This window comes from Pseudodesulfovibrio nedwellii (assembly GCF_027923765.1).
Classification (GTDB): Bacteria; Desulfobacterota; Desulfovibrionia; order Desulfovibrionales; family Desulfovibrionaceae; genus Pseudodesulfovibrio; species Pseudodesulfovibrio nedwellii.
This window is the reverse complement of the sequence record NZ_AP026709.1, coordinates 2265882-2280581: the sequence shown is the minus strand read 5'-3', so window position 1 is coordinate 2280581 and position 14700 is coordinate 2265882. Positions and strand designations below refer to the sequence as shown.

Annotated in this window: 12 protein-coding genes; 8 read left to right on the top strand and 4 right to left on the bottom strand. The window is 51.0% G+C overall.

Annotation, left to right across the window (positions count from 1 at the left end):
- Position 1 precedes the first annotated feature (1 nt).
- From SYK_RS10715 to SYK_RS10705, 3 genes are read left to right on the top strand one after another with little or no spacing between them, the layout of a single operon-like run.
- Positions 2-2272, top strand: coding sequence for a hydrogenase iron-sulfur subunit (locus SYK_RS10715; RefSeq protein WP_281760258.1), 2271 nt, complete (start codon positions 2-4; stop codon positions 2270-2272).
- A gap of 10 nt (positions 2273-2282) precedes the next feature.
- Positions 2283-3554, top strand: a complete 1272-nt coding sequence (qmoC, locus tag SYK_RS10710; RefSeq protein ID WP_281760257.1) for a quinone-interacting membrane-bound oxidoreductase complex subunit QmoC — start codon at positions 2283-2285, stop codon at positions 3552-3554.
- A gap of 50 nt (positions 3555-3604) precedes the next feature.
- The gene (locus SYK_RS10705; protein WP_281760256.1) at positions 3605-4261 is read left to right on the top strand and encodes a hypothetical protein; all 657 of its coding nucleotides are present in this window, start codon (positions 3605-3607) and stop codon (positions 4259-4261) included.
- Positions 4262-4905: 644 nt separating this feature from the next.
- Here the strand turns inward: SYK_RS10705 and SYK_RS10700 are convergent.
- Entirely contained in the window at positions 4906-5067 is a 162-nt protein-coding gene (locus tag SYK_RS10700) for a hypothetical protein (protein WP_281760255.1), read from the bottom strand.
- A 216-nt stretch (positions 5068-5283) separates the two neighbouring features.
- Positions 5284-6036: an SDR family oxidoreductase gene (locus tag SYK_RS10695; RefSeq protein ID WP_281760254.1), complete on the bottom strand. Its 753-nt coding sequence runs from the start codon at positions 6034-6036 to the stop codon at positions 5284-5286.
- Positions 6037-6380: 344 nt separating this feature from the next.
- Here SYK_RS10695 and SYK_RS10690 point away from each other — a divergent pair, with 344 nt between their 5' ends.
- The 5 genes from SYK_RS10690 (at position 6381) to SYK_RS10670 (ending at position 11206) form a co-directional block, all read left to right on the top strand.
- Positions 6381-7136 (top strand): ABC transporter ATP-binding protein, encoded by a 756-nt coding sequence (locus tag SYK_RS10690; protein ID WP_281760253.1) that lies wholly within the window; start codon positions 6381-6383, stop codon positions 7134-7136.
- 39 nt (positions 7137-7175) lie between these two features.
- The gene (locus tag SYK_RS10685; protein ID WP_281760252.1) at positions 7176-8327 is read left to right on the top strand and encodes a branched-chain amino acid ABC transporter substrate-binding protein; all 1152 of its coding nucleotides are present in this window, start codon (positions 7176-7178) and stop codon (positions 8325-8327) included.
- Between the two features lie 63 nt (positions 8328-8390).
- Complete coding sequence (locus SYK_RS10680; RefSeq protein WP_281760251.1) at positions 8391-9299, top strand: branched-chain amino acid ABC transporter permease; 909 nt, start codon at positions 8391-8393, stop codon at positions 9297-9299.
- Positions 9280-10470: an ABC transporter permease subunit gene (locus SYK_RS10675; protein WP_281760250.1), complete on the top strand. Its 1191-nt coding sequence runs from the start codon at positions 9280-9282 to the stop codon at positions 10468-10470. Before SYK_RS10680 ends, SYK_RS10675 begins: the two co-directional genes overlap by 20 nt.
- Before the next feature lie 13 nt (positions 10471-10483).
- On the top strand, positions 10484-11206 hold the full coding sequence (locus SYK_RS10670) for an ABC transporter ATP-binding protein (RefSeq protein ID WP_281760249.1): 723 nt from the start codon (positions 10484-10486) through the stop codon (positions 11204-11206).
- A 66-nt stretch (positions 11207-11272) separates the two neighbouring features.
- Here the strand turns inward: SYK_RS10670 and SYK_RS10665 are convergent, their stop codons facing one another.
- Both SYK_RS10665 and SYK_RS10660 read right to left on the bottom strand, forming a co-directional pair.
- Entirely contained in the window at positions 11273-13762 is a 2490-nt protein-coding gene (locus SYK_RS10665) for an EAL domain-containing protein (protein WP_281760248.1), read from the bottom strand.
- Between the two features lie 136 nt (positions 13763-13898).
- The gene (locus SYK_RS10660; RefSeq protein WP_281760247.1) at positions 13899-14690 is read right to left on the bottom strand and encodes a GGDEF domain-containing protein; all 792 of its coding nucleotides are present in this window, start codon (positions 14688-14690) and stop codon (positions 13899-13901) included.
- Positions 14691-14700 lie beyond the last annotated feature (10 nt).

Here is a 14700-nt window from a genome sequence, read left to right as displayed (position 1 = left end):
AATGGCTGAAAAGCTTGGAGTATATATCTGTGGAGGTTGTGACATCGGGGCAAATCTCGATGTCGATGCCCTGGCCGAATTCGCTGCCAATGGCAAACACTCCTCCTACGTTGCCGTGGCCAAGTCCAACCCGGTTCTTTGTAGCCCGGAAGGCAAGGCCATGATTGAGGCCGATATCGCCGAGAACGATCTGGATGGCGTGGTTTGCTGCGCCTGCTCGCCCCGCGCCAAGTGGGACGTTTTCAAGTTCGGCGAAAAAGTCCAGGTGGAACGAGTCTCTCTGCGTGAGCAGTGCGTCTGGTCCTATCAGGAAGATCCTCAGTTCCCTGGTCAGATGGAAGTCATCGCCAAGGATTACACTAACATGGGAATCATCAAGCTGTTCAACAGCCGGATTCCCGAACCGGAACTGCCGGATCCCTACAAGACCATTTTGGTCGTGGGTGGTGGTTACACCGGTTTGAACGCGGCTCTCAACGCTGCCAGTGTGGGTTACTCCGTAATCCTCGTTGAACAGGATGATAAGCTTGGTGGCAAGGCTGCTACCATGTATAAATCCTATCCGCTGGGTGCACCTTTTGGTGACCGTGCGGAGAAGATTGATATTGCCGGTGTTATTAGCCAGGTCGAGTCCAACGACAAGATTCAGGTTATTACCGGTGCTACTGTTGAAGCCCTGGCTGGCGCTCCGGCTCAGTACAAGGCTACCATCGCTGGTACCGAGTACGAGATCGGCGCAGTCGTCATGGCTACCGGATTCGTGCCGGGCAAGACCGAATTCTTGGCTCCTTTGGGTTACGGTTCCATCAAGAACGTCGTGACTTCTGCCGAATTTGAAGCCATGGCTGCAAACGGTGGCATTAAGACCGCAGATGGTCGCACTCCGTCCTCTGTCGCTTTCATCGTTGATACCACTCTGTTGATGGAAGGCGTTTCTTACGACCCATGCGGCGAAGCATGTGAAGAAGAATTGCCTTGCGACGAAAGCAGCACTGAAGAAGATGAGTGTGAGACCTTCCATTATCCTGATAAGGAATCCGCTAAGCACCTGGCATACAGTTCTGAGCTGACTTCCCTGGTCGCTTTGAAACATGCCAACTATGTGCGTGAGCTTGCTCCCAATGCTACAGCCTACGTGATCTATGATCACATGATGGTTCCCGGCATTAATGAAAAATACTATCAGGCCGCTCAGGACGATCCGGGCATCATGTTGACCAAGGGCACCGTGACCGGTGTTTCCGAGGCTGGCAGCTCCGTTGTCATCAAGGCCGAGAATACCCTGTTGGGTGCAGATATCGAATTGGCCGCCGACATGGTTGTGGTTCCCACCGCCATCGTCCCGACTACCGCAGCAAATCCGACTATGAACTTCGTCTACCGCCAAGGCCCGGCATTCCCGGACCTTGAGTTGTTCGACGGGTTCGCTGATTCCAACTATATCTGCTTCCCTTACGAGACCCGCCGCACAGGCGTTTACGCCGCTGGTTGCGTGCGTCAGCCCATGGGCCTTGGTCTTGCCGCAGAGGATGCAGCTGGTGCCGCCCTTAAGGCTATCCAGTGCATTGAGTCCGCCAACCGTGGTATGTCTGTACATCCCCGTTCTGGTGACTTGAGCTTTCCTGAGTTTAACTTCATGCGTTGTACTCAGTGTAAGCGTTGCACCGAGGAGTGTCCGTTTGGTGCTCTGGACGATGACGAGAAGGGTACGCCGCTTCCGAATCCCACCCGCTGCCGCCGTTGCGGTACCTGCATGGGTGCATGTCCGGAACGTGTTATCTCCTTCTCCAACTATGGCGTCAGCCAGATTGGTCAGGCCATCAAGGAAGTCAAAGTTCCCGATACCCTGGAAGAAGGCGGTCCCCGCATTATCGTCCTGGCGTGTGAGAACGATGCTACCCCGGCTCTGGACATGGCTGCTATGCGCGGTAAAAGCTGGAGCCCATATGTGCGCTTCCTTCCTGTGCGCTGCCTTGGTTCTGTCAATGCCATCTGGGTCGCTGACGCAATGTCCAAGGGCATTGATGGCGTGATGATGCTTGGCTGTAAGTACGGCGACGACTATCAGTGCCACTTCGTCAAGGGTTCGGAACTGTGTAACCGCCGTAAGGAAAACATCGCTGAGTCCCTGGGACGTCTCGGTGTCGAGCCTGAACGCGTTGAACAGTACGAGGTCTCCATCGACATGTACGATCAGGTTCCGGCCATGATCGACGAGTTCGTTGAGAACATCACCACCAACTTCGGCCCCAACCCGTTCAAGGGTTACTAGGAGGTACGGCATGTCTAATACCGTCAAGGTACAACCGGACCTTAAGTTCGTAGAAGAGTTGCAGGCCATAGGCGGCGACTCCCTGAAAAAATGCTACCAGTGCGCCACCTGTTCGGTGGTCTGTCCTCTGTCTCCGGCTGACAACCCGTATCCCCGCAAGGAGATGGTCTGGGCTCAGTGGGGACTCAAGGATCGCCTGGTTAACGATATTGATATCTGGTTGTGTCATAACTGCGGCACCTGTTCTACATTGTGCCCTCGTGGTGCCAAGCCGGGTGACCTGCTGGCTGCCCTGCGTAACATGGCCTATCGCACTCTGGCTCCGCTGCCGATTATCGGCAAGCTGATGTCCAGCTCCAGCGGCATGCTGCCTCTGGCTGCTGTTCCGGCCCTGTTTTATGGTATCGTCTGGTTTATTATGGCCAGCAAGGTTGGTTCATTCCTGCCTACATTCAACTGGGATGCAGCCACTCATGGTTGGGTCCCCGCCGCAGACGGCCAGATCGTCTTTGGTGGTCTGTTCCCTGGTGACTATGTCATTGACCCTGTCTTCATGTTGGTTTTCGCCTTCATGATTTGGGGTTTTTATGCAGGTGTGCGCAATATGCTCAAGGCCTTCAAAGAGCAGCCCAAGACATTCATCGTTGGTCGTAAGGATGAGCCGAGCTTCATTGCTTGTCTGATCGATACTGCCAAGTATGAAATTCTGCAGCACACCCAGTTTCTGGATTGTAATGATGACGAAGCTGACGAGTTGGATATCAAGCGCGCTGCCGGCCACCGCTGGTTGATGTTCTCTTTTATCGCTCTGATGATCGTTACCGGTACTGTCGCTGCAGGTCACTGGGGCGGCTGGACACTGCGTTTCCTTGGCATCACTGGCTTGGGCGACATCGTGTCTGCTATCGGTCATACACCCATGCCGTTTTATCATCCTGTCAAGCTGCTGGCTCTGGTCGGCGCTGGTCTGGGGGTTTACGGCCTTATGGCTCTGACCAAACGTCGTGTGAACCTGGACGAAGCCAAGCAGTCCTCCAGTTGGTATGACTGGTACCTGATCACTTTGATCTGGACCATCTTTCTGACTGGTATCGCTGCCATGGTTTTCCGTGTACTCGACGTAGCAGTACTGGCTTACCCGATCTATTACGTGCATCTGATCGGTGTGTTCATGTTGCTCGCGTACCTGCCGTGGTCCAAGTTGGGTCATTTGGTATACCGTACAGTGGCATTGTCCTACGCCAAGAAGATTGGCCGCATCCCCATGGGCGCCGACAAATAGTCGCCTGGGTGAACATAAAAACGAAGCTTACTTAGTTAAGGAGGCATCAAATGGCTGAAGCTAAGGTATTCCCAATGAACGCTTTTGTGTCTGTGCTCCGCGGTGACACCGCTGACCAGACTCAGCTCGATATGCTGGCTTACATCACCCAGGCTGATTCCGTGGACGCAGACGTCGCCCCTGTGGCACAAGCTCTGTCCAAGGCCTGGATTTATGAACAAGAACCCGGTCTGACTTCTTATGCCGAAGGCGACATCGCCAAGCTCGGTAATCAGGTCAAGATTGAAGCCCTGCCCGAAGGTGAGGCTGTCCGCGCCAAGGCTGTCCTGGACATCCTGGCCGGTTTGAAAGAAGAAAAAGCTGCCCTTCAGGCTGAAGTTGAAAAACTGAATGCTGAAAAGGCCGAGCTGGCTGCAAAGATCAGCCCCTTGGAAGCCAAGGTCAAGACCATCGATGCTCAGAATGCTGCTGGTGAACAGAAAGTCACCGTTGCTTCTGGTAAGCTCGACGATATGACCAAGAAGCTCAATGATCTGATGGCGGAAGTCGACAAGGTCAAGAGCCAGGGCGTTGTGGTTGCCGGTGTTGCCGGTGACGGCGCTGCTGCTGACGCTGGTGACGCTCAGTCCACCGGCCCCGAAGTTGGCGGCGAACCCGAAGCCGACTTTGGTCTCGGTGGCGACGCATTCGGCGGCGATAGCTGGTAGACCCGGATTACCGCTCAAAAACAAGACCCCGCGCTGTATGGCGCGGGGTCTTTTTTTGCGCGTTATCCGGGCTACACACGGCTTGCGATAGCGGCGCATCTGCACATTTTTCGGCCTTACCGAGTCCTCACCGTATGAAGATACGGTTGCGGGTCGGCTGCGCCCGAGAAAATGCACATCTGCACCACTCTCCCAAGTCTCACGTGGTCGGGGAGGGATAGCCGTTGTTGGGGTGCGATGCACCCCAAGGCACTCCAGCTAAATTTGAAGAGCTGTTTAGATCATTTGGGTTGGTTTTCTGATGAATATTGCCAGAGGGCACGGTCAACTGTGCGCATAGAGAGTTTAGTTTGGTCGGCTAATTTGCGACATTTTTTTGTGTAGTTGTTCCAAAAGGAAACTGTGTAATCATTTGGAAGAGGATCAATGCCTAATGACCATAAGGCTCGAAAGTCGAGAATGGGATAACGATCTTTATGAGTTAGGTGGAGAATTGCAGAGGCTGTCGGGAATTGAACACCTTGTAATAAGGGTAATATGCCGATGCGAATGTCTTCAAAGGGATTGGAGAACGCTATGCGTGTGATTTCTTCAACGAGCGATGCTTCATTTTTTTCGACATGTGGTTTTGTTCTTGGTGACTTTCAGGCGCAAATTTTAAGGAATTCGGGTTTTAATAAAAACCCTCGCTCTTGTGCTGTCTTACCAATTTGTTCGACTTCTAAATCATCTTTAGGGTTATATTTACTTGCTAATGCGGGGATTTTATCGGGACTAAAGCGTAATGAAAAATGAAAGTCAGTCATGGCATCTCCTTAATGTTTTAGCTAAATGCTATATTAGGAGTTGGATACTATAAAGACGTTTTTTTTGAATATTACAAATAGTGATTAAGCGTTTTTATCGCCGAAGGCGACACAAAAAGTTTAGGAAAAGGAAGGGATGGGGGTCTGGGGGAAGGGGAGGAAAGAACCCTTTTCAAAGGGGTTTTCCTCCCCTTCCCCCAGCCGCCGGAGGCATTCTTATTTTCTATTGATAGCGAAAGGCGAGAAAGCTTGGTCGACGGGCATGACTTCGAGTGAGTTGATGTTGATGTGTGCGGGTAAGGTTGTTGTCCAGTAAACGATCTCGGCTATGTCTTGGGGGACGATGGGTTGGGTACCTTGGTAGACCTTGTCGGCGGAGTTTTTGTCGCCTTTGAAGCGGACGACTGAGAACTCGGATTCGCAGAGTCCGGGTTCGATGTTGGTGACGCGGATCTTGGTGCCGAGCAGATCAGCAAGGAGGTTCTTGGAGAAGTGATTTACGAACGCCTTGGTTCCGCCGTAGCAGTTGCCACCGGGATATGGATATGTACCGGCCACGGAACCGAGATTGACGATATGGCCCTGATCGCGTTCGACCATGGACGGGAGCAGGGCGCGGGTCATGTACATGAGTCCCTTGATGTTGGTGTCGATCATTGTTTCCCAATCTGTGAGATCGCAGGACTGGGCTGGGTCAAGACCGAGTGCAAGACCTGCGTTGTTGACGAGAACATCCACATTTTTGAATCCGGAAGGGAGTTTTTCCACTGCTTTGAAGCAGGCTTCTTTGTCGCGAATATCGAAGGTGATGGTGTGAACTTTGGCTGGGGTGAGATCTTGTTTTAATTGTTCCAACCTGTCGCTTCGACGTCCTGTCAGGACCAATTGCCAGCCTTCTGCCGCATAACGTTCGGCCATAGCCTTTCCGAATCCGGCTGTGGCACCTGTAATCAAAACTGTCTTTGTCATTTGGACTCTCCTCTTTGATGTCTGGCAAGGGATTATCGCATCCGCGAAAAGAAGAAAAGCGCACGCGTTGGTTTTTCCACGGATTCGAAAGAATGAGAATTCGCAACAATTATCACGTTTGTTTGAAAAAAGCGTGATCAATTCTGAATGAAATTCTGTGTTTTGTGAAGTTGGCTAAATATTACTCTGTTTATCAATTGTTTCAACGTGAGTTAGACATTTTTTTTTAAATGGGGTAATAAATATAGCCCCTGTAAAAAGTTCGTCATTTCATATGATTGCATTGGAATGGCTCGGAGACTCCCACTCGGGAGTGCATGATACTACTCTTTCATTGGAATTGTATGGCAAATCTTATTCTTGACGACATATGTGTCCGATTCGGTGGGCTACAAGCTTTGACCGACGTTTCCTTTTCCGTGGGTAAGGGCGAGGTCGTCGGATTGATCGGCCCCAACGGAGCGGGGAAAACGACTGTCTTCAATGTCATCACTGGCGTATATACGGCTTCGAGTGGCACTGTGTCCTATGACGGGACGACCATTACGGGCCGCCGACCGTATCAAGTCCTTTCCATGGGCGTAGCCCGTACTTTTCAGAATATCAGGCTTTTTCAGAATATGACGGCGCTGGAGAACTGCATGGTGGCCCAGCATAGCCGGTCAAAAAGCGGTGTTATCGGTGCGATTTTGCGCAGTCCCGGTCAGAAGCGGGAAGAAGAGCGCATCATCGAGAAATCGCAAAAAGCCCTTGAGTTCATGGGACTGGGTGACATCTCCGATGAGGTGGCTTCCAATCTGCCGTATGGTCATCAGCGGAGACTCGAGATAGCCCGTGCCTTGTCGAGTGAACCGCACACACTTTTACTTGATGAACCTGCGGCTGGTTTGAATCCGGCAGAATCTTTGGAGTTGATGGAATTTATCGGCCATATCACCGACCTCGGCATTAACGTGCTTATGGTGGAGCATGATATGAAGGTCGTTATGGGCATATGCAATAGAATCGTTGTTCTCGATCATGGGGTGATGATTGCGGAAGGACTGCCTGAAGAAATTCAGAAGAATCCTGAAGTAATTGAAGCATATTTGGGCCAGTAGAGAGGCTGGCTGCAACCGCAACGAATGGAGAGAGTGTTTATGAAACGTTTACTCGTACTGGTAGTGGCTCTGGCTGCTCTTGGTCTGCTGCTCGCGGGCTGCGGCGGCGAAGAGAAAAAAGCCGAACAGATTCTCAAGATCGGTACCATGTCCCCGCTGACTGGCCCGTATGCTGCTGATGGTAACGATATTCGTCAGGGCACAGAGATTGCCGTTGAAGTTATCAAGGCTGAGGGTGGGATTCCCGGATTTACCGATATTCAAGTCTTTCCTCAGGATACTGCGTGTGATCCCAAACAGGCCGTGGCTGCTGCAAACAAGCTCATAAACGAAGAAGTTACGGGTGTTGTCGGTTCATATTGCTCCAGCTCTACCATCCCTGCTTCCGAGACTTTGGCTGAAGAAAATATTATTATGATCACTCCGGGGTCTACCAACCCCAAGGTGACCGAGCGTGGTTTGCCTTATATGTTCCGTACCTGTGGTCGTGATGACCATCAGGCTCCGGCAGCTGTTAAATTCATGACAGACGTTGAAAATGTAAAGTCTGTCTTTATCGTTGACGATAAGACCACATATTCACAGGGACTTGCTGAAGGTGTTGCCACCGCCGCCACCGCCGCTGGTATCAACGTTTTGGAACATGACCATGTGAATCAGGGCGACAAGGACTTTTCGGCTGTGCTGACCAAGGTCAAAGCCGCTAACCCGGATCTCTTTTATATCTCCTTGCAGAACTCCGCCACTGGTGCGCTCATGGTTCTTCAGGCCAAGCGTATGGGTATCACTGCTACTTTGATGGGACAGGACGCTGTTTATCATCCCAAACTCATCGAAATTGCCAAGGGTGATTCCGATGGCATGTATTGTACTTTCGGTGCAATTGATAAAGACGCTCCGAAATATATTGAATTCTTGACCAAGTATAAGGCCAAGACCGGTAATGAACCTGGTGCATACTCAGCATATTCCTTTGACTCCGCCATGGCATATATGCTGGCAGTCAAGGCCGCTGGAACCACGGAACCTTCCAAGGTCCGCGAAGAACTGTTGAAGCTCGATTTTACCGGCGCTTCCAAACAGCTCAGCTATGTGGAAAACGGTGATTCCGGCTCCAACTACACCGTGTACAAGGTTATCAACGGCGAGTTTACTCCGTACTGGAATTCTCTGACCGGCGAAAAGTATTAATATACACCAGATTGCAACCAAATCGGGGCCCTGCTTGAGCAGGGCCCCGGATACTGGAACACCATGGATTTAGAATTTTTCATACAGCAGTTGATCAACGGTATCACCCTTGGCGGTGTCTATGCACTGATAGCCTTGGGGTATACCATGGTCTACGGCATCATTCAGCTCATCAACTTTGCTCACGGTGAATTTTTTGCTGCGGGTGGGTATATGGGCGTGATCCTGATTTCTTATCTGGCCGCGCAAGGCCTGCACCCATATGCCTGTCTGGCCATCGCGCTGGTTCTGTCCATGGGATACTGTGCTTTGCTTGCCATGGCCGTGGAGCAGCTCGCCTACAAGCCGCTCAGACAGGCCTCTCGACTGGCCGCGCTTCTGGCCGCGCTCGGTATGTCCATTTTTCTGCAAAATGGGCTTATGCTTACCCAGGGCGTCTATGACAAGGCATATCCCACGGAAATTACATCCGGTGGATTCGAATGGGGGCTGGTCTCAGTTTCCTATATGCAGATTTTCATTGTGGCCTTGACCGCAGTACTTCTGGTTGGGCTGAACGTGTTGGTCTTCAAGACCCGCATAGGACGTGCCATGCGTGCCACATCACAGGACAAGATCATGTCCGCGCTGGTAGGTATCAATTCCAACCGCATCATTGCTATTACTTTCGCCATCGGCGCGGGGTTGGCTGCGGCAGCGGGTATCATGGTCGGCCTGTATTATGGCTCGGTTAACTATTCCATGGGATTCGTTCCCGGAATCAAGGCTTTTGCCGCAGCCGTGCTCGGCGGTATCGGCAACATTACCGGCGCGCTTGTTGGCGGGCTGATTATCGGCATGGTTGAGATCTTTGCCGCCGGATACATTTCCGGTGAGTACAAGGATGTGTTCGCCTTCATTATTTTGATCGCCGTGCTGTATTTCCGACCCACCGGCATTATGGGAGAGAACGTTGACGATACGCGAGTCTAAAAAATTATGGATAGGCTGCGGTGTCGGCCTGATCTGGTTTCTCATTCTGCTGTGGCCGTTGCTCGGTATCACTCCAGAGGGACTGGAATTCGGCAAGACGTTCAAGGTCTTCGGCTATGTGGCTGTGGCTGCTGTCTTCATCATGTTCTTCTATCAGGTCAAGGAAGCCGGTCATCTGGATATGGTGGGCACGCCCCTCAAGTCCGCAACTGGAGTTTTGGGGCAGGCCTATGAGAAAACACCTCGTTGGATTTTGCTGACCATTGTCCTTGCTCTTGCCATCATTTTCCCGTTGGTCACTGGCCGGTATGCTCACGATGTGTCCATTTCCGTGCTTATTTATATCTGTCTCGGACTTGGTTTGAATATTGTTGTCGGTTTGGCCGGTCTGCTCGATCTTGGATATATCGCCTTTTATGGCGTCGGTGCATATACCTATGCCCTCATGAGCCTGCATTTCGGGCTGTCGTTCTGGCTGTGTCTGCCCATATCCGCACTGACTGCTGCCATTGCCGGTTGTATAATCGGGTATCCGACACTGCGTATGCGTGGCGATTATCTGGCTATCGTCACCCTCGGATTCGGTGAGATCGTCCGGCTTATCCTGAACAACTGGATGGCACTGACAAATGGTCCAAATGGTATATTGTCCATTCCTCGCCCTGAGCTGTTCGGTTTCAATTTCAAACCGCTTTGGTCCATGTATTATGTCATTCTGGCTATCGCGGTATTCACCATTCTTGCGGTATATCGGTTGAACTATTCGCGCATCGGGCGTGCCTGGGAAGCCATTCGTGAGGATGAGACGGCTGCGGAACTTATGGGTGTGAATACGTTTCTTCTGAAGCTTTTGGCGTATGCCATGGGTGCAACATTCGCCGGGTTTGCTGGTGCCTTTTTTGCCGCGCGTATGAAATTTGTGGGACCTGAGTCCTTTTCCTTTCTGGAATCCGCAATGGTGCTCGCCATGGTTGTGCTTGGTGGCATGGGGTCCATCCCGGGTGTTATCCTCGGCGTTCTTGCCTTGGTGGCTTTACCTGAGATGTTCAGAGGGCTGGAGTTATACCGAATGCTCGTGTTCGGTGGTGTCATGACTCTTATGATGCTTATTCGTCCGGCTGGTATCTGGCCTGCAAAACGTGTCGGACGCCGTTCCGAAGAAGCGGAGTAATTAAAGTAGAATTATGGCGGATAAGACACCTATATTGGAATTGAAGAATGTGGTTTCGGCCTATGGTCGCATCCAGGCGTTGAAGAGTATCTCGCTCAAGGTCTATGATGGTGAGATCGTTTCCATCATTGGGGCTAACGGTGCCGGAAAGTCTACTACGTTGATGACGATCTGCAATATAATCAAGGCCGTGGAGGGCGATATCCTCTACAAAGGTAAACGCATTAACGACGTTGGGTCCGAAGTATTGCCCACCATGGGATTATGTCAGGTACCCGAGGGCCGTCGTATTTTTCCGCGTTTGACCGTGTTGGAGAATCTCGACATGGGCGCGTTTTTTCGCACTGACTCGTCGAATATCAAGGAAGACGTGGAGCGCGTGTTTGATTTGTTCCCGAAGCTTCGGGAGCGGCGCAAACAGCTCGGCGGCACTCTATCCGGTGGTGAGCAGCAAATGCTGGCCATGGCCCGTGCCCTTATGAGCCGTCCCAAAGTTTTGCTTTTGGATGAGCCGTCCATGGGGTTAGCCCCATTGCTCGTCAAGCAGATTTTCGACATCGTGAAGATGATAAACAGTCAAGGTGTGACCGTGGTGTTGGTTGAACAGAATGCCAATCTTGCTTTGCAGGCCGCACAGCGTGGGTATGTTTTGGAAACCGGTAAGGTGGTCATGGAGGACGACGCACACAAACTGCTGTCCAATCCTGATATCAGAAAGGCATATCTCGGCGAATAACTACACGTATAAAAATGCAAGAAAGCCTTCTGAAAGTATTACTTTCGGAAGGCTTTCTTGCATTGATTACTTATTTCCTTTGTCCTTTTTGCAGTCCCGTTTGGCTTGTTCCAATTTATTTTTAGAAGTCCCACTCCCTTTATTACTCCGTCGTTCAATGAGTTCCAGAGCTTTTGTGTTGGTCATGGGTTCATGGAAGAAAAATCCTTGAACGCATTGGCAATTTAGATCCATGAGTGAACAGAGCTGGTCTGGGTCTTCAACGCCCTCGGCAATGACGTTCAATTCAAGAGAATGAGCCAAAGCAATAACGGCGCGGACGATCTCCATATTCTCGGGGTCTGTTTTCATGCGAGAAATAAAGGCGCGGTCCACTTTGAGTGTGTCGACCGGCAATTGTTGAAGCTGTGACAGTGAAGAATACCCTGTGCCAAAGTCGTCAATGGAAAAGTGGATGCCAGCCTTGCGCAAACGGTGGAGCGAGCGAATGGCGGATTCCGTGTTATCCATGATGGCTGACTCAGTGATTTCCAGTTGGAGGCATGATGGTGGAAGGTCGTGGTCTTTCAACGCCTTGACGACCATCTTATCGAGCTCGAGCCGGGTGAATTGTTTGCTTGAGAGATTGACGGACATATAGACATTCTCTGCGCCAGGTGATTTTTCACGCCATTGAGCGAGAGTTTCCAGCGCCTTACGCAACACCCACTCGCCGAGTTGGATAATAAGTCCTGATTCTTCAGCCATGGGGATGAACTCTGACGGTGGAATATTGCCTCGCCTAGGGTGACTCCATCTGGCTAATGCTTCAAAGCCTATCAGGTCGGAGTTGTCCAGATTCAAAATGGGTTGGTAGGCCAGATGAAATTCGTTGGATTTAAGTCCGCGACGCATATCGTTTTCGAGTGTCAGTTGGTCTACTGCAGTTTCCAGCATGCGTTCGGTAAAGACCTTGAATCGATTACGTCCTGCTTCTTTGGCGCGGTGCATGGCAATGTTTGCATGTTGAAGTACATCAGCCGGTTTGATGTCGATCACGGGGCTGAGAACAATGCCAAAACTGGCTGTTGTCTGTACTTCGCTGCCGCTGAAACGGAAGGGTTTGGACATTTTTTCACGGATGCGTTTGATAATTCGTATGGCTTCGCCGGGACTGGAGAGTTCATCGAGAAGCAGGACGAATTCATCTCCGCCGAATCGGGAAACAGTGTCCAGCCCTCGCATTTCTTCAGACAGTCGTACACCTGTTTCAGTCAGGACCATGTCCCCGAAGCGATGCCCTAGTGAGTCATTGATGATCTTGAAACGATCAAGGTCCAGAAAGACGACAGCAAAAAAATAATTTTCTCGCCGTTTAGCTCTGTGCATGGCTTGTTCGATGCGGTCCAGGCAGAGTGTGCGGTTGGCCAGGTTGGTCAATGGATCATGCAGCGCTTGATGTCGGAGTTGGTCTTCCATGAGTTTGCGATCTGTTATGTCCCGAAAGCTGAATCGGATGCCCAGCGGCTTGCCCCCGATACCGGATACAGCCCTGCCTACCACTCCGAGCCAACGAGTTTCGCCGTGTGCTGATGTGATGCGAAAATCCAGAGAATCCCCGTGGTCGGTGTTGGCTTTGACGCAGTATGCATCCCAAGATGCCAGATCTTCATCAATAATGATGTCACGGACAAGTTCCGGGGTGGTGAAGAATTTTTCAGGGGGATATCCGGTGATGCGTTCGCAGGCAGGAGAGCAGTATAGGATGGAGCCGTTGGTATCGACCCAGGTTTCCCAATCATATGCGAAGTCCGCGATGGTTCGGTATCTTTCTTCACTCTCTTGGAGGACGCGGACCAGACGTTCCCGTTGATTCTGAATGGTGGATCGTTTCTTTTCAGACAGGAACATTTGTTGAATGATGTATAAGGAGAGCAGGGTGACGACCACGAGGATGGCAAGGAAAACAATTGCGAGTCTGTTTCGGTATGTTGCGATTTTAGCCGCAACGTCCTCGGTATAGAGCCCTGTCCCGATAATCCATCCCCATGGTTTGAATTCGCGGATATAAGAAATCTTGTGGGCAATTTGGTTTGGTTGATCCTGCCACTGCCAGTAGTATTCGACAAATCCGTCGCCTTTTTCTCGGATGGTTTTTGCGAAATTTTTGAAGACGGGGTTGCCTTTCATGTCCTGAAAATCCGTGAGGTCCTGACCATCCAGTTCTGGAAGGTACGGATGCATGACCATGATGGCGTTCATGTCGGATATCCAGAAATAATCTTTGAAGTCTTGGCCGTATCGCATGGTCTTGACCATTTCTTTAGCCGTTGTTTTTGCGACTTCTTCAGTCAGTTCGCCTCGTTCAACCTGGGTTTGAAGGTGGGCTAACGAACCAATGACAGAACTGGTTATTTCCTTGATAACGTTCTTTTGGGATTGCATGAGAGCGTGTTCCAGAGAAGGCAGAAAATAGAAGAAAATGGACCCAGCAAAAAGGAAAAGCATAAGAGCGGAAGGGAGGATGACGCGAGCAGGCGTGTTTTTGAAGATCGAGGCGCGCTTGTTGAATGGCATGGTCTCATCCTATTCCGTTATTGAGGGGCCGGTATCGATTGATACGAGCATAGCGCATAATACCGGGCAAGGGGAAGCCTGTTAAAATTTTTGTTGGAGGAAAGGTGTGCGCGTCGATTAAGCCGCGGGGAGATCGTTAAGACTGTGAACTGTCATTCTTATTGATGGCGACGCGGTTTTTGCCAGAATTTTTTGCACCTGCAAGTGCGGCTTGAAGGCGTTGCATGAAAGTGTCCGTCGTATCTTCGGCGTTGGCTTGGGCTACGCCAAGGGATATGGACATTTTGATTTTTCCGCCAAAGAGTTTATGAGAGACTATTTGGCGGAGTTTCTCTGCCACCAACGCGGCTTTGTCTAGTTCGGTGTGCGGAGCGAGGATGATGAATTTCCCGCCGCGCCAACGGAACAGATAGTCGTTGTTTCTGAGCTTGCCATTGACATAATGGGCCAAGTTGGCCAGAAGTCGGTCGCCAGTGCTGTAGCCATGGTCTTCGTTGATGGTTTTGAAGTTGTCCACGTCGAAAATTATACCTGATAGTTCGTGTTGGTATCGGCGTACATTGGCAAGTTCTCGCGTGGTAACGGATTCAAACTTGCCCCGATTGTAGGCCTTGGTCAGGTCGTCGAGAATGGCCAGTTGTTCGAGACGTTCTGCCATTTCTTCGGCTGTAACAGCATCGCAGTCCATGACTGACATAACGCGTTTGAGAATAAGCAGGGCTTGGGCGGCGAGGATGAAGAACCCTCCGACCATGATCAGATAAACCATGCGCATCATGGTTTCCGGTTTATCTGGTGGAGAGACTATGAGAGTATATATGACGCCGAAAGAGACGCAGAACAGGGCGGCGAGGGCCAGAACGCTCAGAATGTAGAACGCCTTGTATCGAGCTTTGGGCCTGTGTGTCGTGTGTTTTTCTGTGCTCATGGGATAGGTG

Coding starts and splice junctions, on each gene's coding strand:
- SYK_RS10660 (WP_281760247.1), bottom strand. CDS start 14,690: ATGAGCACAGAAAAACACACGACACACAGGCCCAAAGCTCGATACAAG.
- SYK_RS10680 (WP_281760251.1), top strand. CDS start 8,391: ATGGATTTAGAATTTTTCATACAGCAGTTGATCAACGGTATCACCCTT.
- SYK_RS10695 (WP_281760254.1), bottom strand. CDS start 6,036: ATGACAAAGACAGTTTTGATTACAGGTGCCACAGCCGGATTCGGAAAG.
- SYK_RS10665 (WP_281760248.1), bottom strand. CDS start 13,762: ATGCCATTCAACAAGCGCGCCTCGATCTTCAAAAACACGCCTGCTCGC.
- SYK_RS10670 (WP_281760249.1), top strand. CDS start 10,484: ATGGCGGATAAGACACCTATATTGGAATTGAAGAATGTGGTTTCGGCC.
- SYK_RS10690 (WP_281760253.1), top strand. CDS start 6,381: ATGGCAAATCTTATTCTTGACGACATATGTGTCCGATTCGGTGGGCTA.
- SYK_RS10705 (WP_281760256.1), top strand. CDS start 3,605: ATGGCTGAAGCTAAGGTATTCCCAATGAACGCTTTTGTGTCTGTGCTC.
- qmoC (WP_281760257.1), top strand. CDS start 2,283: ATGTCTAATACCGTCAAGGTACAACCGGACCTTAAGTTCGTAGAAGAG.
- SYK_RS10685 (WP_281760252.1), top strand. CDS start 7,176: ATGAAACGTTTACTCGTACTGGTAGTGGCTCTGGCTGCTCTTGGTCTG.
- SYK_RS10715 (WP_281760258.1), top strand. CDS start 2: ATGGCTGAAAAGCTTGGAGTATATATCTGTGGAGGTTGTGACATCGGG.
- SYK_RS10700 (WP_281760255.1), bottom strand. CDS start 5,067: ATGACTGACTTTCATTTTTCATTACGCTTTAGTCCCGATAAAATCCCC.